General features: G+C 64.8%; 18 protein-coding genes and 3 tRNA genes. 13 read left to right on the top strand and 8 right to left on the bottom strand.

All coding sequences use genetic code 11. The features are described 5' to 3' along the window. The first annotated feature begins 125 nt into the window (after positions 1-125). From CWT10_RS01300 to CWT10_RS01270, 7 genes are all read left to right on the top strand, one after another. Entirely contained in the window at positions 126-401 is a 276-nt protein-coding gene (locus CWT10_RS01300; RefSeq protein WP_168190746.1) for an SAV_915 family protein, read from the top strand. Continuing rightward, positions 398-691: a hypothetical protein gene (locus CWT10_RS01295; RefSeq protein WP_103061949.1), complete on the top strand. Its 294-nt coding sequence runs from the start codon at positions 398-400 to the stop codon at positions 689-691. Before CWT10_RS01300 ends, CWT10_RS01295 begins: the two co-directional genes overlap by 4 nt. After that, a complete protein-coding gene (locus CWT10_RS01290; protein ID WP_103061950.1) occupies positions 688-1875 on the top strand; it encodes a hypothetical protein in 1188 nt (395 codons plus the stop codon). The genes CWT10_RS01295 and CWT10_RS01290 overlap by 4 nt, the downstream gene beginning before the upstream one ends. A gap of 206 nt (positions 1876-2081) precedes the next feature. Then, the gene (locus tag CWT10_RS01285; protein WP_128683211.1) at positions 2082-2750 is read left to right on the top strand and encodes a hypothetical protein; all 669 of its coding nucleotides are present in this window, start codon (positions 2082-2084) and stop codon (positions 2748-2750) included. 1048 nt (positions 2751-3798) lie between these two features. Then, positions 3799-4680, top strand: coding sequence for a hypothetical protein (locus CWT10_RS01280; protein ID WP_128683210.1), 882 nt, complete (start codon positions 3799-3801; stop codon positions 4678-4680). A gap of 66 nt (positions 4681-4746) precedes the next feature. Continuing rightward, positions 4747-5601, top strand: coding sequence for a hypothetical protein (locus CWT10_RS01275; RefSeq protein ID WP_103062432.1), 855 nt, complete (start codon positions 4747-4749; stop codon positions 5599-5601). A 327-nt stretch (positions 5602-5928) separates the two neighbouring features. Then, the gene (locus CWT10_RS01270; RefSeq protein ID WP_128683209.1) at positions 5929-6579 is read left to right on the top strand and encodes a hypothetical protein; all 651 of its coding nucleotides are present in this window, start codon (positions 5929-5931) and stop codon (positions 6577-6579) included. Positions 6580-6729: 150 nt separating this feature from the next. On the opposite strand, the gene CWT10_RS01265 is transcribed toward CWT10_RS01270, so the two are convergent. The 5 genes from CWT10_RS01265 to CWT10_RS01245 all read right to left on the bottom strand — a co-directional run bounded on the left by CWT10_RS01265 (position 6730) and on the right by CWT10_RS01245 (position 13214). Further along, complete coding sequence (locus tag CWT10_RS01265) at positions 6730-8175, bottom strand: GuaB1 family IMP dehydrogenase-related protein (RefSeq protein ID WP_103062434.1); 1446 nt, start codon at positions 8173-8175, stop codon at positions 6730-6732. A 647-nt stretch (positions 8176-8822) separates the two neighbouring features. Then, positions 8823-8895, bottom strand: a tRNA-Arg gene (locus CWT10_RS01260). Positions 8896-9056: 161 nt separating this feature from the next. After that, positions 9057-12674: a S8 family serine peptidase gene (locus CWT10_RS01255; protein WP_244936765.1), complete on the bottom strand. Its 3618-nt coding sequence runs from the start codon at positions 12672-12674 to the stop codon at positions 9057-9059. 257 nt (positions 12675-12931) lie between these two features. Then, a tRNA-Ser gene (locus tag CWT10_RS01250) sits at positions 12932-13021 on the bottom strand. Positions 13022-13125: 104 nt separating this feature from the next. After that, positions 13126-13214: transfer RNA gene (locus CWT10_RS01245), tRNA-Ser, on the bottom strand. Between the two features lie 274 nt (positions 13215-13488). Between CWT10_RS01245 and CWT10_RS01240 the strand changes: the two genes are divergently transcribed. The 6 genes from CWT10_RS01240 (at position 13489) to CWT10_RS01215 (ending at position 20634) form a co-directional block, all read left to right on the top strand. After that, positions 13489-14898: an MFS transporter gene (locus CWT10_RS01240; RefSeq protein WP_103062436.1), complete on the top strand. Its 1410-nt coding sequence runs from the start codon at positions 13489-13491 to the stop codon at positions 14896-14898. Between the two features lie 140 nt (positions 14899-15038). Beyond that, the gene (locus CWT10_RS01235; RefSeq protein ID WP_103062437.1) at positions 15039-16115 is read left to right on the top strand and encodes a zinc-binding dehydrogenase; all 1077 of its coding nucleotides are present in this window, start codon (positions 15039-15041) and stop codon (positions 16113-16115) included. Between the two features lie 77 nt (positions 16116-16192). Then, positions 16193-17107, top strand: coding sequence for a class II fructose-bisphosphate aldolase (locus CWT10_RS01230; RefSeq protein ID WP_103062438.1), 915 nt, complete (start codon positions 16193-16195; stop codon positions 17105-17107). Further along, positions 17104-18582, top strand: a complete 1479-nt coding sequence (locus tag CWT10_RS01225) for an MFS transporter (protein ID WP_128683207.1) — start codon at positions 17104-17106, stop codon at positions 18580-18582. Before CWT10_RS01230 ends, CWT10_RS01225 begins: the two co-directional genes overlap by 4 nt. Before the next feature lie 23 nt (positions 18583-18605). Beyond that, positions 18606-19658 (top strand): alcohol dehydrogenase catalytic domain-containing protein, encoded by a 1053-nt coding sequence (locus tag CWT10_RS01220; RefSeq protein WP_103062440.1) that lies wholly within the window; start codon positions 18606-18608, stop codon positions 19656-19658. 10 nt (positions 19659-19668) lie between these two features. Next, a complete protein-coding gene (locus tag CWT10_RS01215) occupies positions 19669-20634 on the top strand; it encodes a carbohydrate kinase family protein (RefSeq protein ID WP_103062441.1) in 966 nt (321 codons plus the stop codon). Between the two features lie 1275 nt (positions 20635-21909). Here the strand turns inward: CWT10_RS01215 and CWT10_RS01210 are convergent. The 3 genes from CWT10_RS01210 to CWT10_RS01200 all read right to left on the bottom strand — a co-directional run bounded on the left by CWT10_RS01210 (position 21910) and on the right by CWT10_RS01200 (position 24805). Next, a complete protein-coding gene (locus tag CWT10_RS01210; protein WP_103062442.1) occupies positions 21910-22650 on the bottom strand; it encodes a GntR family transcriptional regulator in 741 nt (246 codons plus the stop codon). Between the two features lie 109 nt (positions 22651-22759). Beyond that, positions 22760-24115: an AGE family epimerase/isomerase gene (locus CWT10_RS01205; protein ID WP_103062443.1), complete on the bottom strand. Its 1356-nt coding sequence runs from the start codon at positions 24113-24115 to the stop codon at positions 22760-22762. A gap of 90 nt (positions 24116-24205) precedes the next feature. Continuing rightward, positions 24206-24805, bottom strand: coding sequence for a malonic semialdehyde reductase (locus CWT10_RS01200; RefSeq protein WP_103062444.1), 600 nt, complete (start codon positions 24803-24805; stop codon positions 24206-24208). Between the last annotated feature and the right edge of the window lie 87 nt (positions 24806-24892).

The following is a 24892-nucleotide window of genomic DNA, read 5'->3' as shown; positions in this document are numbered from 1 at the left end:
CAGCGGCTGCGGCCATCGAGCAACACCTGGACACGAATCGTGGGCGCCATACCGCAAACCGCCCAGATAGACGGCCCTCGCGTGGCGGCCGACCGCCACGCGGCAAGAAACCTGTTGTCCCGCCAGTGCTGTACTTGCCCTCAACCGGTGCTCCGAACACCTACGGCGCCGAGATCGAGTTGCGCAAGACGAACGACGGGCGGATGGCGCTGCTGGCCTACACGGCGCTGGATCGCCTGGCGGACTGCATGGGGCCACATCAGCCCTGGGTGCTGTATCCGACCGAGAGGCTGGGGGATCTTGAGGCTGTGGAGCACTACGACGTCATCTACCTGGACCTGCCGGTGCCGCAGGAGCTCTGGCGCACGGCAGCGGACACAGATCGAAGGCCGGCGGGATGAGCGAGGAGTTCCGCTTCGAGTATGACTCCGCGACAGAAATCGCCGCGCGGTTCGCTACTGCCCAGAACGACCTAGAAGAAAACGCGCCGACCATGCCCTATTCGGTAGACGCCGGAGACGGCAGCACCTACATCACCAGCATGATCTCGCAGCTGGCGGTGGACGCCGGTACACTGGCCCTGGCCGCCGAGCTCGGCAACACCAAAATGAAGAGTGCCATCAACCGGGTCACCGGCGCCGACGACGACGTCGCGCAGACCTTCCGCGACATGGAAAAGGACATGCCATGAGCGCCATGCAGATGTACACCGATCCCGTTGGCGGCGGTACTTTACAGATCGACACCACGATGCCCGGCGACGTAGAGTCCGTCGACAGTGCCGCCGACTGGCTCAAGAAGCTCCAAGACGGTTTCTATGATGCACGCTCCATGTTCAACAACGCCGCCACGCTCGCCAACGCGAATCTATCGGGAGAACTTGCCAGTGCGGTGGTTGCATACTCGAACGATCTGACTGACGCCTGCAGCGATGCGTACGATCGTGCGAAGAACGCCGTCGATGTAATCCGCGCCTTCGCAGATCAGTTAGGGTGGCGCAAGGATGATATGGCCGAACACCGTGAGACCGCGATTGCTGGCGGACTTGAGGTGGTTGGGAACGTCATCATGGCGCCGACGCCTGTGTCTAAGCCTGCTGATCTCGGCGATGACGCCACCGCCGCCGAGAAGCAGAAGTGGACTACCGCCAATGATGCCTACGAGGACTACCAGACCAAGAAGGCCCTATTCGACGAAGTCAGTGAGGACGTCCAGGACACCTTCGACGAGCTCGACAAATGGATTGACGAGCACCTCGTCACCGCGGAGTCCGACACGCTGGCCAACGTCCTTATGGATGGGGTCAAGGCGATGGTGGAGAACGCCATCGGCGAAGGATTTGAGGTAGGAACGCAAAACGTCTACTACAACAAGGCCACCGCGCTGTACGATGCCGCCGTCGCAGCGGCAACCGCGAAGGCAATTGAGCGCTCGGGCAACCCCGCGGTCAGATCCGGCAACAAGCCTCCCAGCCAGGACGCCGTAGACAGAAACCTGCGCCGTTCCACTAAGGCTGACGCCGCCGAACAAGTAGCCAAAACCGGCAAGAAGGTCGCTAAAGGCGCTGGCGTCACCATCACCCTCGGATTCATCGGCGTCGAACTCGCAACAGGAGACTCACCATCCGAGGTACTGATTCCAGCCGCCGCTTCGGCGGCGACAGCAGCAGCTATAGCAAGCGCACCAGTAGGGGTAACTATCGTCGCAACAGCAACTGTTGCAGCTGGCGTAGGCTACGTGTACAAGACTTATGTACCTTTGGAGATTCGCGAGAAGATAGACGAAGGCCTCAATGACATATGGGACTGGGGCGCGGACCGCGTGGATGACGCGACCGACTGGGTCTCCGAGCAGTGGAACCGGATCTTCGGATGAGCCCGGATCGCCAAGTCTTCCGCTGGGGAAGGTGGAAGTATCCCCGCGTCATCACCTGCGATCATGCCGACGTCGACCGGATCAGAGCCCCCTGGTGGGACCTATTAGCAGTAGGGATGTCATTGCTACTTTCGTGGATGATGGCAGCGTTATACAACAACATAATTTGCGCCGTCTTTTTTTGTCTACTCGCCATACCATTTGCATTGTACATTCCTGTTGCGGTCGACCATCGGTGGGCGTTGCGGCGGGCGCATGAGTACTGGCGGCACACCGAGGGCGCCACACTGTTCTTCCCAGACCGGAGCATCGCCATAGCCGAGTACGCGTTCTTCGGCATGGTATTCCTTGCCGGCGCAGCCGGCATCGGCCTTGTATGGTTCATGCAACTCACCCAGACACCGATCGGCTCCACCATGCGGGGCACCGTATTCTTCGCCTCGCTGTTCATGGGCCTGGCCACCGCGTCCTGGCGCAAGACACCGTTTACCCTGCGCCCCAGCCCGGCACTGGCCCTCACTCACCACGGCATCCACATATGGCCCGGCACCCGCCACGAAACCTTCATCTACTGGGAGAACCGGCCACAAGTAACCAAGGTGGTCGCCTACCAGCTGCTCCTAACCACCACCGCCAACGCCGTCATCACCTGCTACCGCTACGGCCACGAGTTCCCCATGGGAAGCCTACCCATGGAATACAACCAGCTACGCCGCGTCGTAGAATTCTACACCCGCCACCGCCGCCTCCGCCACGAACTGGCCAAACCCGAAGGACTCGAACGCGTACGCTCCCTCATGCAACACCCCGTCTGGGAAATCGAAGAGCAACTACCCCCACCGAAACCCAAACGACCACGCAGACACCGCAAGTGAATCGATCTGCCATATGATTCGACCTTCATTTCATCCAACGCGTCACCAGGGTAGGCGGGGGCGCTTATGAGTTGGCTATACATAGTGCGTCATAGAGCCGAACGCGCCACCGAGGAAGCGCGCACCAAGATTGTCTGCTGTGATGGCACCACAGACTGGGCGTCCGAGCAGTGGAACCGGGCATTTGGATGATCTGGACAACGCCCCCGCGCGGAACGACACAGATTGCGCAGCCCCATAGGGCGGCGCATATCGTCTCATGCGAACAAGCAGACGATGGGAGTACGAAAGCCGCCAAGCTGTTCTTTCTTATTGGCGTCACGTCCCTTGCCGGGGCAGGCGCCGCCGCCACCGTCTCAAACCTATCACTCGCTATGGCGTTAACGTCATCGGCGATCGGTTACCTGCTCTACACACCAGCATTAGTGACGCAAACCAGATTGAGACGCCGCGCAGCGCGATACTGGCGACATGAACGAGAAAGCACAGTGACATCGGCGTCATGGATCCGCCTACTGTACAGCTGTTTCGTAATCACTGCCACTTCCACAGGTCTTGTATATTCAGTGTGGCTGGCCTGGAGCCAACCCACCAACGGGTTCATCACGGGGATCAGCACCACGGGGTTCGTGACACTCATATTCACCTCTGCCGGGTCATCTCTAGGTACGAGCCAAATAGCACTTCCCAGCAGTTCCGCCATCAAACTAACCCCCGAAGGAATCCTATTTTGGCCCGAGCAGAAACACGAAACATCGATCCCTTGGCATGAGGTCCCGGCCATCAACGGCACACACAACGGTGCGTTACATATCGTAACGCGGCAAAATAAGAGCTTTATTGTCCCAGTCAGCCACTTACAGCCCGGATTTGTACAGTTATGCCGCACTATCGAGTTCTACGCCCAGCATCCAGAGCTCTGCCACGAACTTGGCACTTCTGAGGGTCTGCCCCGCGTCCAACTCCTCATGAACAACACCGTCGAACAAGTCGAACAAACCTTGCTACCCCGAAAACGCGACAGGGACAACGACGACGGAGACTTCAGATGAGTTCTGCCAGTAATGCGTCCGGTTGGCTGCGACGCCGGAAATACCCCCGCATCATCACCTGCGATCAGGCAGACATTGACAGGACCAAGGCTCTCTGGTGGGACGCATTTACCTCCGCGACGCTGCTATTCCTCTCATGGGCGGTGACAGCATGGCACAATAATGTGACCCTAAGCATCGTTACTGGACTGGCCGGCTTGGCATCGATACTGCATATTCCTGTTGCGGTCGATCATCGGCGGGCGTTGCGGCGGGCGCATGAGTTCTGGCGGCACACCGAGGGCGCCACACTGTTCTTTCCCGACCGGAGCATCGCCATAGCCGAGTACGTTTTCTTCGGCATGGTATTCCTTGCCGGCGCAGCCGGCATCGGCCTTGTATGGTTCATGCAACTCACCCAGACACCGATCGGCTCCACCGTGCGAGGCACCGTATTCTTCTCCTCCATTGCGGTCAGCTTGGCCACCGCGTCCTGGCGAAAAACCCCCTTCACGCTACGCCCCAGTCCGGCACTGGCCCTCACTCACCACGGCATCCACATATGGCCCGGCACCCGCCACGAAACCTTCATCTACTGGGAGAACCGGCCACAAGTCACCAAGGTGGTCTCCTACCAACTGCTGATAATCACTACGGCCTCCGCCGTCATCACCTGCTACCGCTTGGGCAGAGAGTTCCCCATGGGAAGCCTACCCATGGAATACAACCAGCTACGCCGCGTCGTAGAATTCTACACCCGCCACCGCCGCCTCCGCCACGAACTGGCCAAACCCGAAGGACTCGAACGCGTACGCTCCCTCATGCAACACCCCGTCTGGGAAATCGAAGAGCAACTACCCCCACCGAAACCCAAACGACCACGCAGACACCGCAAGTGAATCGATCTGCCATATGATTCGACCTTCATTTCATCCAACGCGTCACCAGGGTAGGCGGGGGCGCTTATGAGTTGGCTATACATAGTGCGTCATAGAGCCGAACGCGCCACCGAGGAAGCGCGCACCAAGGTCGTCAGCTGTGATGACGCCGATGACGTCTACGGGAAGGGGTTCCTCTCCACGCTGGCCATCACGGCGCTGTACGCTCTCTGCGCATGGTTCTTCTTCGCGATTTCCGCAATCGCACTCGGTGCAGTCTTCGCCGCCCTGGCGGTCTCCTCCGCCATGGCCGCAGCTATACTTGACCGTAAGTCGCTGCTGCGCCACGGCGCCCACGAGCACTGGTACCGGGACGGATCCGGGATCGCGATTATGCCCTCGTGGCGCCTGCTCGCCTACGATTGCTTCGCGATCACCATCTCGGTGATCGGCGTCGGCGTCGGCGTGGTACTGCCGTGGTTCATTCCCCAGGAACGGATCGGCGGGGTCGGCAGCAGCGCCGTCGCGCTGCTGATACTTCGTGCAGTGATCTCCGAGCTGAGTAGGAAACCATCAGGGATGCCGACCGGTCCTGCCATCATCCTGAACCACGAGGGGATACGTCTATGGCCGGGCCAGCGCTACGAGGCCTGGATCCCCTGGGAGGAACGCCCGCGTGAGGCCGGTGTACAGAACGGGGCATTGCTCATCACCACGCGCAGACGAGACACCATCATCTTCCCGGTCAGCTATCTACGCCCCGGCTGCACCCAGATCAGCCGCGTCTTGGAGTTCTACTGCGCTCACGCGCCCCTCCGCCACGAACTCGCCAAACCCGAAGGACTCGAACGCGTACGCTCCCTCATGCAACACCCCGTCTGGGAAGTCGAACAGCAACTACCCCCACCGAAACCCAGACGACCACGCAGACACCACAAGTGAACCAATACGTGACGACGTTAAACATATCACGACGACACCATCATGTGATCACCTACATGCACACCATTAACGTTGACTCCTGACAAACGTGCGTGCGAAAGGGAAGCACATGAGGTCACGTAAGCCACCCGTCGAAGGCGTTCTCCGCGGTAAGCAGCACTACCAACATTCAACAGTTCTGACCTTCGACCAGGTCGACCGCCAGAACGACAGATGGCTACAGGCACAGGCGGTAGGTGCGGCACTGGGCATTCTCTCAGCATGGATGGCCGCGAGTCTAGCCAGAGCATTCACCCTCGCCGTGTAATTTGGATTCACCATCCTTTATTGCCTGACGTCCTGTATTTCGATACTGTCGAGCGATCCGATCACCTGTACGCTCATCATGAGTGGCGCTCCGTCCCCGAGGGCGTGGAACTCACATCGATCAAGTCCTGGCACAGCCGGGCCTGCATGAACCTGCCGAACTCGATCATGATCGTCGGCTCCCTGATCACCCTTGCCATCCCATGGTTCGTCCCTTATCGAATCCCAGGCTCTATCGGGTCATCGATGACCGCGATCAGCCTGCTGGCAATACTCGTATTCGGCATACTTGCCGATGAGCCACGGAAACCGCGCACCCGCCCCGCGATACTGCTACAACCCGAGGGCATACTCGCCTGGCCCAACGAACCCTACAGGTGCCGCATCCCATGGACCACGTCCCCGGAAGCAACAGGGATACGCCACTACGGGCTAAACATAGTCACACGCAAGCGCCTGGAATTCGCGATCCCCCTCAAGCACCTCAACATCAGCGGCAGACAACTCGCCCGCGTCATCGAATTCTACACAAAACACATCAACCTCCGCCACGAACTGGCCAAACCCGAAGGACTCGAACGTGTACGCTCCCTCATGCAACACCCCGTCTGGGAAATCGAAGAGCAACTACCCCCACCGAAACCCAAACGACCACGCAGACACCGCAAATGAGCCAAGCACACCTAACAACCTCGCCTGCAACCATTTCGACCGAACTCGGCAGTAATATCGACCGAACTCGGCAGTAATATCGACCGAACTCGGCGGGGAGGGGCGGGGTGGGGAGGGGTGGGGTGGGCAGGGAAGGCCTCCAGGGGAGGGCTACCAGCTCACCGGCACCGGGGCGCCCTCGCGGTAGCCGGAGGCGGACTGGACGCCGACGATCGCCCGCTCGCGGAACTCCGGGATGGAGCCCGCCCCGGCATAGGTGAAGGAGCTGCGCACGCCCGCCACGATGGAGTCGATCAGGTCCTCCACGCCGGGCCGCTCGGGGTCCAGGTACATGCGGCCGGCACTGATGCCCTCCTCGAACAGCCCCTTGCGGGTGCGATCGAAGGCGTCCTCCCCCTCGGTGCGGTCCGCCACCGCCCGTGCCGAGGCCATGCCGAAGCTCTCCTTGTAGGCGCGGCCGTCGGCGTCGTACTGCAGGTCGCCCGGAGACTCATGGGTACCGGCGAACCAGGAGCCGATCATCACGTTGGAGGCGCCCGCCGCGAGCGCCAGGGCGACGTCGCGCGGGTGACGCACCCCGCCGTCGGCCCACACGTGCGCGCCGAGCCGCGCCGCCTCCCGGCTGCACTCCAGGACGGCGGAGAACTGGGGGCGGCCCACGCCGGTCTGCATGCGAGTGGTGCACATGGCGCCCGGGCCGACCCCCACCTTGATGATGGAGGCGCCGGCGTCGACCAGGTCGCGCACGCCGGCGGCAGTGACCACGTTCCCGGCGACGATCGGGAAGGCGTCGGGCAGGGCGGCGCGCACGGCCCCCACCACCTCCACCATGCGGTCCTGGTGCCCGTGGGCGGTGTCGACGACGATCACGTCCACCCCGGCGCCTGCGAGTTCAGCAGCCCGCGCAGCCGGGTCCCCGTTCATACCGATGGCGGCGCCCACACGCAACCGACCGGCGGCGTCGACGGCGGGCCGGTAGATGGTGGAGCGCACCGCCCCGGAGCGAGTCAGCAGACCCACCAGGCCGCCGTCGGCCCCCACCACCGGTGCCAGGGTGCGGCGTGCGGCCCGGAGCCGGTCGAAGGCCTCACGCGGGTCGATCCCCTCCGCCAGGGTGACGAGCTCGGTACTCATCACCCGCCGCACCTGGGTGAAGCGGTCCACGCCGGAGACATCCGCAGTATTCACCATGCCGATGGGTGCGTTGGTGTCGGCGTCGACGACGACGGCGGCCCCATGCGCACGCTTGGGGATCAGGCCCAGGGCGTAGCCGCAGGTGTGGTGCGGCTTGACCGTCACCGGGGTGTCGTAGACGAGGTGGGAGGCCTTGACCTGGCTGACCGTGTCAGCGACGACGTCGAGCGGGATGTCCTGCGGGATGATGGCGATGCCGCCGCGGCGGGCGACAGTCTCCGCCATGCGCTTGCCGGCGACGGCGGTCATGTTGGACACCACGATGGGGATCGTGGTGCCGCTGGCGTCGTCGGTGGCCAGATCCACGCCCGTGCGCGATCCCACGGCGGAACGGGAGGGGACCATGAATACGTCGTCGTACGTCAGGTCGAAGGTAGGCGTCATGCCGTTGAGGAACTTCACCAGGGGATTCTACGGCGGTACACCGCCCGCCGCTGGCCCGGGCCGCCCGAATAAGCGGCTCCTCCAAACACGACCACCACACGCATCCCTTACCGAAGTCGAGTTATCGGCGTGAATGTGGCACTTAAGATCGGGGTTTGGCTGGTGTGGTGCGGCCAAGTCGGGGTGAACATAGTCAGGGCGGTGAACCCGGGCCGGTGCTTGGCAATCGCGGGCAAACGTGCGGGGCGCGAGTGGAGCGTCTGCCTGCAGTTGGACCGCCTGGCTGCCGCTGGACCACCTGGCTGCCGCTGGACCACCTGAAACGCACTCTCTCAGACGGTCCAACCGCAGGAGCCCGGTCCAACCGCAGGAGCCCGGTCCAAGCACGAGGGCGGCAGCCAGCCGGGCCCACACCCACCACCGCCAGCGCGCACCCCGCCGGATGGGGCACCATCCCCACCCCCGAAGAAGGCCTCTGGAAACACAAAGGCTGGGCCGGATGAAACAGCTAGAACATCACGACACGCCGACCTAAAGCACCACGTGCGCGCCGATAACCCGAACCTGCGCCGCCGATAACCCGCATCGTCGGGATCGCGGCAGGCACGGACAGGTATGGAAAACGCCCCGCAACACCGACTGTTCAGCCGATGACGGGGCGTCAGTGCGCCAGGAGGGACTCGAACCCCCAACCTTCTGATCCGTAGTCAGATGCTCTATCCATTGAGCCACTGGCGCAATCCGGTGCGGACATTCCGGAAGATTACTCGGACTGCGGGCAACCCACAAATCCTCAGCCAGTGAGCCTGAGCACAACCGGGGTCGACGACACTGGGGAACAGGCTGCGGCCCGGGGGAGGTTGCTCCTCTCCCCCGGGCCGCAGCCTGTTCAGGCGATCTCAGATCCGGTGGCGGCGCCGCATCCACAGCAGGCCAGCGCCGACGCCCACCAGGGCCAGGGCGATCAGCCCAAGCGCGGTGTATGCACCGGTGCGCGCCAGAGACTGGTTGCCTACCTTGCCTACCGTTCCGGCCACCGGGTCCTTCGGTCCCGGTTCAGGGGCCTTGGCCTGAGAGCCGGAGCCGCCCGTGGGGCGCCCGGCACCGGCCGCTCCCTCAGAGGGCGAAGGCGCCGCCGTTCCCGACGGGTCTGCCGGTGTGCCGGAGGAGGGCTCAGGTGCGGGTGCGCCGGTGGCCTGAGCCGTCGGAGTCATGGACGGGTTCGCCGCATCGACCTGCTCACCGGCCACACGCAGCTCGGCCGCTGTCACCCCGACCAAGTCACCCGTACGGGTGTTGTTCAAGTCCCAGCGCACGTAACGGCCACGCACCGACTGGTTGAGCTCCAGAATCGTGGGCGCCCACCTGTTGGGGTTGATCTCCACATTACCGACCGACACCCATTCCTCCCCGTCGGCGGACACCAAGGCGGTCATGTCCGTGGCGTGCGCGGCGTCGGTGGTCTGCTCGGGGGTGTAGTGGATCTTGGTCACGTCATAGTCGGCCCCAAGGTCGACCGTGTAGCTCGCCTCGGCCGTGTCGACGGCGACAGCGCTGAAGATATTGTCATCCACGGCGGCCCCTGCCCCATCGGGAGCGACCGTCGTCAGGGATGACTGCGGCAGGTAGCCGTCGGTCTTCCAGTCGATGCTGATCTCCGGGGAGGTCCAGGCGGCCCAGTCGGAGGCCACCGACCAGTCTCCGCCGAGCGGGGACACGCGCACGGTCAGCTGGTAGTCACCGGTGGGCGCCTGCTGCATGTTGCCATCGGCATCGTAGTAGCCACCATTCCAGAGGTAGGCGGGGTTCTGCCCGCGCACACGCCACTGGGTGTCGTAGCCGGCGGGGCCCAAGTAGGTGACGCTGCCGTCGTTATAGACCCGGGACACCTCCAGTACGGCGCCGCGATAGGGGATCAGCGTCTCAATCAGCACCACGGGCAGGTCCTCGTAGGCTCCCTCGGTGGTGCGAGTGGAGTCGCCGAACACGTAGTTGCCGGTGTCCACGGGCACCACATCCATGTCCACTATGCCGGTGCGGTCACCGAATACCTGCGCGGCGGCGAGGTTGCCGGCCACACCCGAGTAAGGGATGCGAATCGGCTCGGAGTCGGCGTCAACGGGGGTCGCCACCACCCAGCCGCCGTAGAGGTCGCCGTCGGCGGCATCGGCGGGGGCGGTGATGGTGACCGATACGGCGGCGGTTCCGCCGGCCGGAACAGTCACCGTGGTGCCATCGGTCGATACCGTGGCCGGCGTGGCGGTTCCCCGCTGGGGGGCGGAGGCGGGGCCAGTGACCGTGACGGCGTCGGTGTGCGACAGCGTGTAGGTAACTGGCGTGTTCGCCAGGTTGGTGAGGGTGACCTCCTGGGTGTTGCCCTGCGGGTAGTGCTCGGACTCGCCGAGGTTGAGCACGGAATTACTGGTGGAGGTGGTGGCCTGAATGGCGGCGTCGACGTTGATCAGCCCGGCGCCCTGGCGGGCGACCGGTTCAAACACACCGGTGTCCTCGGAGCCAGACCAGGCCAGCGGGGTAGCGGTGGAGCGCAGCCGCCAGGCGACGGCGTCGGTCGGGCCGGTGCCCTCGGACTCGCGGATCTCGGGGTGCGCCTGCATGATCAGTGCGGTCGCCCCGGCCAGGTACGGGGCGGACATGGAGGTGCCGGAGGAGGAGCGGTAGCCCCCCTGCTCCAGGGTCCAGGTGGACCAGATGGAACCACCGGGGGCCACCACGTCGGGCTTCAGACCGAGGTCGGAGTTCAGACCCCAGGCACTGAAGGAAGAGACCTGTCCACCGGTGGAGAGGTTGAACTCGGCCGGCTCCTCAGCGAAGGTCAGCTGTGAGTCCTCGGCAAGTTGGGCGCGAATGGCATCTCCCGACTCCTGGTCGATGGCGACGGCCGGGATGGACGCGCTGCGCCCGTCGGCACCGATCAGGCTGACGCCCAGTCGCCCGGGAAGGGAGTTATCGAACACGATTCCTACGGCACCGGCGGCCTCGGCGTTGGCGGCCTTGACATCGAAGCCGCAACCGCCGCGTCGCACCATGACGATACGCCCGGCGAAGGCGTCCGCATCGGCGGGCTGGCACAGCAGTGAGGCGTCGGTGACCTCGTCACCGCCGTCGGCCGCCAGGTCCCCGGAGGCGACCAGCGGATACTGAACGTTGTTGTCGCGCTGCACGGAGGCAGTGGTACCTTCGGCGACGGCGTACAGGAAGCGCCCTTCGCTGCCCGCAGTTTCGGAGGAGACGGTCAGGTAGTGCCCCAGCGCAATGGTGTTGTCGATACTGCCGGCGGCCAGGATGTGCTCTCCTGCGGCTGGCGCCCCCATGCTCCACACGCCGTTCTCACCGGCGTTGCCCTGGGAGGCGGTGACGACCACGCCCTGGTTGGCCAGGGTCTCGGCGGAGGAGGTGATCGGGTAGTTGGTCACCAGCATGTAGTCGGCACTGATGGACAGGTTGATGATGTCCATGCCGTCGGCGGCGGCCCGCTGCATGGCGGCGGCCATCACCTCCGCATCGGAGCTGCCCTCGCAGCCGAAGACCCGGTAGGCGCCGATCTGGGAGTCGGGGGCCACGCCGGTGACCGCCTCGGCGCCTGCGCCGCCGGAGCCGGCGGCGATACCGGCCACATGGGTGCCATGTCCACGGCAGTCATCGGGGTATGGGTCCGGCATGGGCCGATAGGAGATCTGGGGGGCTTGCGCCGCCACCGCTGGATCGCCGTAACTGTTGCCGACGAAGTCATATCCGGCAACGACCTTGGCGTTCGGGAAGGCGGTGGAGCCGTCACCCTCGGTGGTCGGCACGCCCGGGGTGCCGGTGCCGCCGAACTCGGTGTGGTCGTAGTCGACGCCGGAGTCGATGATGCCGATCTTGATGCCCTCACCGGTGTAACCGAGCTCGGACTGGACGATGCCGGCGCCGGTCAGGTCCAGTGCGGTGGACATCTGGGGGGTGAGCAGCCCCTCTTCCTGCTCGGCCTGGCTGCGCGGATCCGCGGAAACGTTCTCCTCGGGCTCCGGAATGCGGACGACGGGTTGAACAGAGGCCACCTCGTCGAGTGCGGCCAGAGCCTCGACGGAGGCGTCGTCGACGGTCAGGGCCAGCCCGTTCCACAGGTCGCCGTATGCGGTGGTGACCTCGGCCTCAATGCCTGCCTTCTGGACGGCGACCGCGAACTGGCTCCGTTCGGCGGTGACGATTGCGGCACTGCCGCCAGCGGCGACGGCGGGTGAGTGCAGTTCGACGAACCAGCGGTTCTCGATGGCCTCGGCAGCGGTGCCGTCCGGCAGGACGATGTCGCGGGTGATCTTGGCGCTTGGGTCAAATCCCGAATCGGGAATGACCGGGACGGCCGGGCTGGCGGCGATGGCGTCGGAGTCGCCGGGCGCCGCCGCGGCCGGCGCCAGCAGGGCCAGAGCGGTAAGGGCCGCCGCCGCTGCGGCCAGCGGGCGACGGCGCACCGCACCCGCAGGGCGTTGTTCAGGGTGTTCGGATCGGTGATGGCGCAAGGTTCTTCTTCCTCGGATCGGGGACGGGGAACACGTTGTTGAACCAGAGCAGGAAGCTCCACGGCCCAAGTTACCCATCCGAGACACCGAAAGTGAAGTGGCGAAGCGATACGCGAGGCGTGGTTCGCGTCACGGAACCATCTACGCCGACCGCTATCCGAGGACATCCCGCCAGGCCACGCGCCAGCCCGCCCTATTCCCCCAGCATCCCCGACCACAGGCTGGAAACACCGGGTTTTCGCTGAAATCCAGGAGTTTGGCGGAGATGGGGAGATTCGAACTCCCGAGGGGTTTTATCCCCAACCTTCTTAGCAGGAAGGCGCACTAGGCCACTATGCGACATCTCCAGTTGCCGGATCGGCCCGATGAGCCTACCCCAGCACACGGGGCGAGGCAACGACCGCCGCGAAGCCCGCGTGTGGCGCCGCCGACGGCGACACCTCGCCTCCCGTGGCGGAGAGGGAGGGATTCGAACCCCCGGTGCGCCAGGCGCACAGCGGTTTTCAAGACCGCCACATTCGGCCGCTCTGTCACCTCTCCAGGTACGGATCGGACCCTACCACCTCCCTACCCACACCGCCGAATGGGACAACACTATAACGTCGGTCACAGAACAGGACCTTCGTCCCCTGTACGTCGCACCCGGCAACGAGTATCGTCATAGGCATGACGTTATATAACGTCATGTATCGGAGCGCACCGCCGCGCTCAATCCAGGACGGCCACACCAATGACGGTGTCAGGCCCGGCGCCCTCGCCGACGGCGAGTGTGCCGCCATACGCAAGCCCACAGGCATGACACGAAAGAGACCTCATGGCGAATCCAGCGACACTCACCCCACCCGCCACCGCACTTCCAAACGCCGGTGCCCGCCTAGACCGACTGCCCACCAGCCGCTTCCACTGGTCGGTGTACTGGATGGTCGCCTTCGGACTGCTCGTGGGCTGGAGCAATGCCATCGGCGGCCTGGTTCTGGCGGTACTGACACAGATCGGATGGACCAACACCACCTCCTCCGCGATCTTCTCCTCGCTGACCACCGCCGGGATGTTCATGGGCGCACTGATCGGCGGCGCAATCGGCGACCGCCTGGGACGTCGCAACGGCTTCCTGGGATTCGTGGCCTTCCACATCATCACCATGCTGGTTGCCGCAGCCTCCCCGAACATGACCTTCCTCATCGTGGTGCGCGTCTTCATGGGAATCGCGCTCGGTGGACTGCTCACGGTGCTGTTCGCCTCCTGGACGGAGTACGTCCCCTCACGGGATCGCGGCTCCTGGTCCTCCCGCGCCTCCTTCATCGGCAACTGGTCCTACCCGATCTGCTCACTGATTGCCTCCTACCTGGTCGGCGTGGTCAGCCCCGAGGCGAACTGGCGCATCCAGTTCATCATTCCCGCCGTCACCTCAACAATCGTGCTCGCCGTGGTCTGGCGGCTATTCCCCGAATCACCCCGTTGGCTGGAGTCCAAGGGCCGCTACCGGCAGGCCAATGAGCTACTGGACAAGATCGAGGCCGACGTGGAGCGGCACAAGGGCATAACCCTGGAGCCGGTGTCTGCGGCCGCGGAGCAACACACCAAGGCCAGGGGCCAGGTGGACCTCCCCTACAGCGCCCTGTTCAAGGGCGAACTGCTCAAGCGCGTGATCGTCGGCTCTTTCGCCTTGATCGCGATGAACGTCATCCAGTACACGCTCATCAACTGGCTACCGACCATGCTGCTCTCCCAGGGCATCGATCTGGCCGACTCCGTGGTGCTGAACACCATGAGCATGTTCGGGGCTCCCATCGGCATCTTCATCGCCGTGTTCATCATCGACCGCTTCCCGCGCCGAGTCTTCGGGATCGGCCTGCTGCTGATCATCGCCGTGCTGGGGTATGTCTACTCGCTGCAGACCTCTATGACCGCCCTGTCGATCATGGGGTTCTTCTTGATCATCTTCGTCTACATGTTCGTCTGCTTCGCCTCGGCGGTGTACGTGCCGGAAATCTGGCCGACGGCGGCGAAGCTACGTGGCTCCGGGCTCGCCAACTCCGTGGGCCGCATTAGCGGAATCCTCTCCCCCTATGCGGTGGCCGCCCTGCTGGACGCCTCGGGCGTGACCGGAGTCTTCATTCTCCTCGGGGCGACGGCGGTGGTCACCGCGGTCATCATCGGCGTCTTCGGTGTGGAAAGCCGGGGAGAGTCTATTGAGTCGATTTCCGACGTCGACCTCGGCTAATACCGACGCATCCACCTCGGCTGGCGGAAACGAACGGGGTGGTCTCCCATCTCCCCCGAGCCGCTCGTCCCACCTCCCCTTTTCCCCTCATTAAACCACTCTCACTCAGTCCTTCACACACAGCCCAGAAAGGAATCATCATGAAGGCTCTTGCACGCTACGGCAAGGAATTCGGCGGATACCGCCTAATCGACGTCCCGGTCCCCCAAATCGGGGAAGAGGACCTGCTCGTCAAGGTCGGCGCCGCCACCATCTGCGGCGCAGACATGAAGCACTTCCGCGTGGACAACGGCTCGCAGGAGTTCAACTCCATCCGCGGTCACGAGTTCGCCGGCGAGATCGTCAAAGTCGGCTCCAGGGTGACCGACTGGCACGTCGGCCAGCGCGTAGTCTCGGACAACACCGGTCACGTCTGCGGCACCTGCCCCGCCTGCGAACAGGCGGACTTCTTGTGCTGCGAAAACAAGGTGAATATCGGCCTGGACAACAATCGCTGGGGCGGCGGATTCACCAAGTACACGATCATCCCCGGTGAGATCCTACGCATCCACCGGCACGCGATCTGGGAGCTGCCCGACTGGCTGCCCTATGAGCAGGCGGCCGCCATCGAGCCGCTGTGCAACTCCTACAAGGCCGTGGCCGAGCAGACCCACCTCAGGCCCGGGCAGGACGTCGTGATCATCGGCGCCGGCCCGCTGGGCCTGTACTCCGTGCAGGTCGCCAAGCTGATGGGCGCGGTCAACATTGTGCTGGTGGGGCTCGACGCCGACGTCTCCACGCGTTTCAAGGTCGCCAAGCAGCTCGGCGCCACGCACCTGGTAAACGGCTCCCAGGAGGACGTGGTCGCCCGGTGCCAGGAGATCTGCGGCAAGGACAACCTCGGTCTGGTGATCGAGTGTTCCGGCGCCAACATCGCCCTGGAGCAGGCCATCACCATGGTGCGGCCCAATGCGGAGATCGTCCGCGCCGGCATGGGCTTCAAGCCGCTTAACTTCCCGATCAACCGCATCACGGAGTGGAACATCTCGCTCATCGGCCACATGGCCTACGACTCGACCACCTGGCGCAACGTGCTGCGATTGGTCGACCACAGACTAGTCCAGCTCGAGCCGATGATCACCCATCGCTTCGGCCTGTCCGAATGGGAGAAAGGCTTCGAGGCCATGGCCGCCAAGGACGCCATCAAGGTCGTCCTCACCTATGACTTTGAGGACTGACTTTCGAGGACTGCCCTCGAAGATCGGCCTCATCGACTGATTCCACCGACCCCGGCTTAAGGAAGGAACAACACAACATGCTGGCAGATCTGGTGTGGTGGCTGCGCCACGCGCAGGCGAAGGGATACGCGGTGCCCCACTTCAACACGTGGAACGCCGAAATGCTCATGGGCGTCATGGACGCCGCACAGGAGGCCCGCTCCCCCGTCATCATCTCCTTCGGAACGAGTTTCACGGGCAACGTCGTATTCGAGGAGTTCGCCTGGCTGATGCGCAATATGGCGGAGCATGCGAATGTTCCCACCATCGTCCACTGGGACCACGGGCGCAGCTTCGACATCGTCCACAACGCCTACATCCACGGCAACAACGCCGTCATGCGGGATGCCTCGAAACTGCCCTTCGAGGAGAACATCGCCGAGACCAAACGCGTTGTGGACTACTTCCACCCGCGCGGCGTGCCGGTGGAGGCCGAGCTGGGCCATGTGGGTGACTACGGCGACTACGAGGCGGCGCTGGCGCACTATCAGTACACCGATCCCGCCCAGGCCGCGGAGTTCGTGGAGCGAACCGGCTGCGACGCCCTGGCGGTCGCCATCGGCAACATCCACGGCCCCTACAGCTCCCCGCCGCGCATCGCCCACGACGTGCTGGCGGCGGTACGTGAGGCCGTCGACGTCCCACTCGTGCTGCACGGAGCCTCCGGCATCCCGGACGACGACGTGCGCCGAACGATCGCCAGCGGCGTCGCCAAGGTAAATATCCACTCCGAGCTGGGTCAGGCGGCCATGGCCGCCATCCGGGAGGACACATCCACCAGCTACGTGGACACGCAGCTGCGTGTGCGGGCGGCGCTCAAGCAGCGCGCCCTGGAGAAGATCGAGTTGTTGGGCTCCGCCGGGCAGGCACAGGCCATGCCCGTGGTGGCCGGCGACCTCAACCGGGTCACCGGCGGGCATCCGCCGACCACCGAGGGGTTGAGGGCACAATGAGTCGAAAGATCGGTCGGCCGGATGCGGGTCCGACGGATACACAGATGGACTCCGCGCGGGCCCTGGCCACCCTGGAGCGGCTGCCGGTGTCCCGCTGGCACTGGCAGGTGTTCTGGGTGCTGGGGCTGGCGCTTCAATTCAACGGCATCCTGAACTCCTCGGGGAACTCGGTCCTGGCCGACCTGGTGGACCGGGGATGGTCGAACAACTACTGGAACGCCTTCTTCTCCTCGGCGATGATGATGGGCTTCTTCGTGGGCTCGCTGGCCGCGGGCAGTCTCGGGGACCGGATCGGTCGCAAGCGCACCTATGAGATGTGCATCCTCGTATTCGGCTCCATGGCGTTGACGGCGGCCTGCACCCCGGGCATGATCTTCCTGATCATCTGCCGGGGCCTGATGGGGATCGGTATGGGCGGCGGCATCGTCCTCGGCTACGGCACCTTCACCGAGTTCATGCCGGCCCGGGTGCGCGGCACCTGGTCGGCCCGCATCTCCCTGCTGGGCAACCTCTCCCCCCTGATCGCCGCGATCCTGGCCGCCGTGCTCATTCCGGCGTTGAGCTGGCGGGCGGTATTCGTGGTGGCCGGGACCCTGGCGCTGGCGATACTCGTCGTCGTCCATTTCCAGCTCGAAGAATCGCCCCGCTGGCTGATCGCCTCGGGCAGAGCCGACGACGGCGTCGCCATCGTCCGCAGGGCCGCCGCCCGCTCCGGTGGTGTCCTCGTCGCCAGTCCCGACGACGCAGCCACCCGCCCGCCGGCCGCCGGCGTCAGTGACACTGCTGATGCTGCGCACGGCGGCACTGCCGAAGCCGCACCCGTCCCGCAGACCGAGGTCGCGGTTCCGCTCTCGGCGTTCTTCACCGGCGAGCTGGGCCGCCGCACCCTGGTGGCCACCGCCACCCTGATCGCCATGAACCTGTCTCTGTACACCATCACCCAGTGGGTGCCGACCATATTCGTCAACCAGGGGATCGACATTTCCAAGTCGCTGGCAATGTCGATGATCATGATGATCGGCGCTCCGGTGGGGGTGTTCATCTCCACACTGATCATGGACCTGCTGCCCCGCAAGGTCCTCGGGCCGGGGCTTATCGTCCTGGTGGCCGTGCTGGGGTACGTCTACTCCCGGCAGACCTCCGAGGCCACGATTCTCGCGGTCGGCACCCTGATGATCGTGGTCCTGTACGTCTACAACAGCTTCTCCTCGGCCGTCTACGCGCCCGAGATCTGGCCGACGGCGCAGAAGATGCGCGGCCTGGGCATCGCCAATTCCATCGGCCGGGTCGTCGCCATCGCCTCGCCCTACCTGGTGGCGTGGCTGCTGACCGAGTTCGGTGTGATCGCCGTATTCGTGGTGCTGGGCCTGCTGCTCAGCGCCTGCGCACTGGTGCTGGCTCTCTTCGGCATCGAGACCCGGGGGCGCAGCGTCGAAGAGATGGCACTACCTATCCGCACGGCTAAAGCCGCTTAGTTTCTCAAAGAGGAGATACACACATGAGCACCAATTCCAAGGCCGTACTCGACCACCCCGGCCTAATGACCATCAAGGCCTGTAAGCGCCCGACGCCCGGCCCCGGCGAGGTTCTGATCAAGATCGCCCGGGTCGGAATGTGCGGCTCGGACATGCACGGTTTCAAGTCCGGCCCCTACATCCCGCCGCAGCCCGGGCAGGAGGTGGGGCTGGGGCACGAGCCCGCGGGCGTCGTCGTCGACGTCGGTGACGGCGTGGCGGAGTTGAAGGCCGGCGACCGCGTCTGCATCGAGCCCGGCATCCCCTGCTACACCTGCGAATTCTGCCTGTCCGGGCACTACAACGTGTGCCCGAGTGTGGACTTCATGGCCACCGCCCCCAACTACCGCGGCGGCTTAACCGAGTACCTGGTGCATCCGGCCGCACTGGTGTTCCCGCTGCCCGATGAGCTCAGCCTGGATGAGGGAGCCCTGGTGGAACCGGCCTCGGTGGCCGTGCACGCCGTCGAGATGGCGGGCGCGCTCCTGGGAAAGACCGTCGTCATACTCGGGGCGGGCGCCGTCGGTCTCATGGTCGCCATGGTCGCCCGCATGGCCGGAGCGCGCACGATTCTCGCCGTCGATCTGCAGGACAGCAGGCTCCGAACGGCACGCGGCCTCGGCGTCGACGTCGTTGTCAACAGCGGCGGGGGCGACCCGGTCGCTCGAATCCGGGAGGCCGTCGGCCGGTACGGGGCCGACGTCGTCTTCGAGACCGCCGGCGCGGTGCCCACCGTGAGGCTCGGTCTGCAAGTGGTCAAGCGCCGCGGCCGCTTAATGGTTGTGGGCACGGTCCCCGGCGAGGCGCCGGTGCCGTTCCTGGCGATCAACCGTGAGGTGACGATCCAGACCGTGTTCCGGTACTGCAACTCCTACCCGACCACCATCGAGCTCATCCGCTCCGGCGCTTTGAAGGTCTCGGAGTTGATCGACCGGCACTTCGCCTATCCGGACATCCAGCAGGCCTTCGAGACGGCCGTGAGTGACCCCGGATCGTTCACCAAGGCCGTCGTCGTCGTTGATGACTCCCTGAAGTGAGGCGACGACCTTGACCATCCTCGACGTCTTGTGCGTGGGCTCCGCGGTGGTCGACATCCCGCTGCACCCGGTCGACAGACGCGTTTTCGACACCGTCTCCTACCCGGTTGACGACATCTCCATGCAGGTGGGCGGCGATGCGCTGAACGAGTCCATCATCCTGTCCCGCCTGGGCGCCCGGGTGGGGCTGGTGACCGCGGTCGGCGACGACGCGGCCGGCGCCTTCATCACAACCACCGCCCGCTCCGAGGGCGTGGACGTATCCCGGGTGCGGGTGCGGCGAGGCCTGACGACGTCGTTGAATGTCGGCCTGGTCCAGCCCGGCGGTGAGCGCACCTTCATCACCAACCGCAACGGCAGCCTGTGGCTCACCGAGGAGGGCGATCTCGACGTCTCCGGCCGCATCGGATTCGCCAAGGCCCTTACCTTCGGCTCGATCTTCAACAATCCCCTGCTGTCCGGGAAGTGGATGGCCGACCTGTTCCGCCGGGCGAAGGCCGCGGGGATGCTCGTGTGCGCGGACATGGTGCCCAGTCGTACCGGTGCGGGGCTCGAGGAGATCACGGAGGCACTGAGGTATGTCGATTACTTCTTCCCCAATGCGGACGAGGCCATCGCCCTAACTGGTGCTCGCAACGAGTTCGAGGCGGCGGCCGTACTGGGCAGCCACGGGGTGACCAATACGGTATTGAAGCTCGGGGCGCGCGGCTGTCTGGTTCACAATGCCGACGCCACCGAGATTGTCCCCGCCATCGGCCGTGACGCCGTGGACACCACGGGGGCCGGAGACAACTTTGCCGCCGGATACATCCGTGCCCTGCTGCGCGGCATGAACCCGGTGGATGCGGCCGTATTCGCCAATGGGGTCGCCGGCCTGTCGGTGACCCGCGTGGGCGGCACTGCGGCCGTGCGGTCGTTGGAACAGGTCGAGGAGTTCATCGCCGGCATCGACACCTCAACCGTACCGAACAAGTGACCGAACAGAGGGGAGTGAGGGCTCTTCGGGGTTGAGGATGTAGCGGCCGGTTTAAGGTCGGCGCGAGCAGAGCTGCGCTGGCATGCTCGCCACGTGTTGGCCATTGGTCGGCACCTGTGGACTGCCAAGCTGCGGATGGACCGCAAGAACGCGGTCCATGTACGCGGCCGGCAGCCGACCGGACCCACGCCCACCACCCCCAACACCCTCAAACTGTCAAGAGCCGGATTGGGGTGCTTCGAGGGTGTGTTCGCCGAGTTCGGTAGATACAACCATCGAGTTCGGTCGGTATGACCATCGAGTTCGGTCGATATGACGATCGAGTTCGGTTGGTGGGGCCGGCAGGATGGCTTACCGTGAGTCTTGGTGGCTCGCGGTGGATCGTGTCCGATGGTTCGGGTGCTGGCCCGACGATTCGGGTGCTGGCCCGACGGTTCGTGCCCGACGGTTCGTGCCCGACGGTTCGTGTGTTGCGGTCGACGATTCGTCACTTGTTTCGACGGTTTGTCGGGTTGCACGAGCCGTGCTTGTTCATGCCAAATCGTTGGTGGCACCTGACGAACCCTCCGTCCCGCGATGCCATCTGATGAAACCGCCCCATCGATGTCGAGAACCAGCACCTCACGCCCCAGGGCGCGGCCGCCCGGAACAACCACGCGGAGGCCATCCTCGGGCGCCTGGCCGCGTTCGAACACGGGAGGCTACGTTCGAGTGAGGGAGGGGCCGTCCCAGGGCCGACCAGAACACACCGCCCGCCACACCCCCAAACACGAAGAGCCCCAAAACGTCCAGAATCGGCACAAACACCCCACCCCTCCCAGCACACGCCCTCAGACTCGTTGGAACCATGCGGACCTGGTGAGCGGCGTCGGGCGGGGGAACATCGTTCGTGCCGAATCTGAACACTTCCCCCACCCCGCCGACCCCACCAACCGAACTCGATCGTCATATCGACCGAACTCGATGGTTATATCTACCGAACTCGATGGTTATTTCGACCGAACTCGGCGAACACACCCTTTAACCGGAAGAACCACAAATGCTTCCACGCTGCCTGACTTCCGCGTGCTCGCGGGCGGCACAGGCTGGGAGCTGTGGGGCAGACTCGCCACCGAGACGGGCAAGGACTGGCGCAACAAGGGGGCGATGGGGGATGATGGCACAGCGGCGCGACCTCTCCGGTTTCGAGATTGTTTGCACCCCCATCGTCACCGGAAGGTCGCGCCGCGCCCCCACCCAGACGGAGACTTCGCCGAGCCCCTAGCTCACGGACAGCTAGCCAATGTCGTAATTGAACCGGTAACGGGCGGCCGTGATGTGTTGACGGCCCACATAAATGAGCCGCCCCGCCTCATCGAGCATTTCCCGGTAGAAGAAGAACAGCGGGTCCCCGACCAGGATCTGCAGCACCTCCGCCTGCGAGGAGGTTGCCGCAAGCGCGTCGATATAGGAGTTGCGCGATCCGCCGATCCGTACCCCATGCTCGGCCAAGACCTCGAACAGCGAGCCCTCGAGTGGCGTCTCCATCAGGAAGGCTAAGCGACTGTATGGGTAGTAGTTGTCCTCGATCATGATGGGGACGCCGTCGGCGTAGTGCACCCGCTGGATGTTCAGCACCTGCGTGTCCGCCAGCTCGAGCGGCGGGGTGAAGGCCGAGGGCGTTTCCTTGAGAAGTGCCCGGGACAGCACCTTGGCGGAGGGCGTCATACCACTGGCCCGGCAGGACTCGGAGAAGCTGGAAATGTGCTCTATCTTCTTGGCTATTTTGCTCGGGCCGACGAAGGTGCCCTTGCCCTGGCGCTTGACGAGCAGCCCGTGCTCGCACAGCTCCTCAATGGCACGCCTGATGGTGATGCGGCTGACCCCATACATAGTGGCGAGTTCCGGCTCGGTGGGGATGCGCCCGCCGGGCTGGAACTCGCCGGAGTCAATGGCCGCGCGCAAAGACTGCATGACCTGAGCGAACAGCGGACTGGTGCTCTGCCGATCCAATGGAACAGCCCGTTTCGAGCTCATCACGTCCTCCTCATGCGGCCGGGGTCTTGAGGCCGTACCGCCGCACAAGTGCCAGTATGTCCGCCCCGATGCCGCTCAGGGCATGCAGGCGGCCGCGTTCCGCCGTCGCTCATCCCCGGCCGAACAGGCCACGACGGCGAGACTGGTTCCGCAGCTCGGTCGGCGCCTCGGGCCTGACAGGAACATCCAGAAGACCCTCGCTCAACGCCTGTCCCACCGTCGGCCAAACGGGCATGCGTGCGGCCAGCGTCATCTGCAGGGCATGGTAAATGTCCGGGTGCCCCTCCCAGGTGCGGGTGGAAAGCTCATTCGCCTGGTTCAGCTCGTGGGTCCACACGCCGGGGGAGGCGATGAGAAACTCCTCGGCGTAGTCGAGCCAGGAGCGGTAGCAGTGCTCATAGTGCTCGACGTCCATCTCCCCACGACCCGCGGCAAGCAGAGCCCGACGGATGGCGGCAGCGGCCGACACCCCCTCGCAGACCACCCAATGCATGCGCTCGTGCACAATCGGACGGCCGTCGAAGTCGGTGGTGTAGACGAAGCCGGGCGCGCCGTCGACCCGCCAACCGTCGGTACGGGCGCGGTCGAAAAGCTGTTCGGCGGCCTCCATCATCCAGTCGGGAGTCGGCAGGGAGCGGGCGATCAGGGCGGCGCGCGCCTGCACGGTCAGCCGCGACCACTCCAGGCCGTGACCGGGGGTGACGCCGTAGGGGCGGAAGGGGTGGGCGGGAACGTCACGGTTGTAATCCAGGCGCGGCTTCCACTTGGTGTCGTAGTGCTCGGGCAGCCGCCAGTCGTGGGCACGAGCCTGAATATTGACGGCGTAGTCGATGATCTGAACGGCGCGGACCAGCCAGGTGGTGTCTCCGGTGACGTCGGCGGTGGCCAGGTAGGCCTCCACCGTGTGCATGGCTGCGTTGATGCCGCGGTAGTCCTCGGGCCTGGTGAAATCGGCGGCATAGGACTCGATGGGCAGCCCGTAGGTGTCGTCCCACCAGTAGCGGTTCTGGATCTCCATGGCGTCGCGCAGCAGCTCATGTGCGCCGGGCCGGTTGGCGGCGGTGGCGGTGGCGGCGGCCAGCAACACGAAGGCGTGCTGATAGCACTCCTTGCGGGCGTCGGGATCGACCGGGATGCCGTGGCCCTCGGCGTCGAGCTCATGGCGGACGGCGGAGTACCAGCCGCCGTGCTTGTAGTCGCGCATGACCCTACTGAGGGCACGCACACCGTGGTCGACGTAGCGGCGGCAGCCGGGGATGCCCAGCAGCGCCCCCAGGGAAAAAGCGAAGGTCATGCGACCGGTGATCCACAGCTCTACCGGGTGGCTGGTGTCGACGACGCCGTCGGTGCCGATCCAGCCGAAGCCTGCGGGCACTTTGGCGGCCCGCGCGTAGCGCAATAAGGCGTGTGTTTCCGCGGCCAGCCAGCGGTTGTGCTCCGGGGCGCCGAACCATCCCAGTCCCATGAGTCCTCCTCGACCCGTACTCGCTGCCCGGACCTGCGCGCCGGGGTCACCCCGAACGTTAGCAGGCCAAGCCTTGGCAGCGCACGGGCATCAGAGTATCTGGGTGACGGCGTCGAACTCGTGGCGGCCGGCGCGGGGATGGAAGGCGTCGTCGTCGCCGTGCCCGACGGTGATGACGGCGATGGCCTGCCAGGGGCGGTCGGCGTGGAACTCGGCGTCAATGCCGGGCAAGTCGGCTCCGGTCATGACGCCGACGTCGAGTCCCTCGGCGCGCAGGGCGAGCACCAGGTAACCGAGCTGGATCAGTGCGGAGTCACGGGCGAGTCCCTGACGCATCTCCATCGAGCCGGCCAGGCGCTGGAGCATCTGCTCGGAGGCACCGAGCTCCCGCATGGACTTGTCCAGGGCGAGATCGGCGGAGACGATCAGCGCCAGTGGGGCGCCGATCACCGGCTCCTGGTTGATCCCGGCCATCAGCGGCGCTAGGCGCTGGCGAGACTCCGGTGAGGCGAGCAGGTCCAGACGCATGGGCTGAGAGTTCAGGGCGGTGGGTGCCCAGCGGGCGTTGTCATAGGCGCGGCGCACCTGCTCGATCGGCGCCGGCTCGTCCCGGAAGGAGCGGGCCGTGTGGGCGTCGGTGAATAGTGCTGCGAGGAGGGATTCATCGGCGGCGGCGTCATAACTGCTCATGGAAGGACCAACCGACGTGCACTAAAGTAAATTCCGGGCCAGTCGGCAACAACCCGTTACGGTCTCGTCACAACCAGCCACACACCG

The organism is Actinomyces qiguomingii (assembly GCF_004102025.1).
GTDB lineage: Bacteria > Actinomycetota > Actinomycetes > Actinomycetales > Actinomycetaceae > Actinomyces > Actinomyces qiguomingii.
The sequence above is the reverse complement of the archived record's forward strand: the minus strand, read 5'-3'. Positions and strand labels throughout refer to the sequence as shown.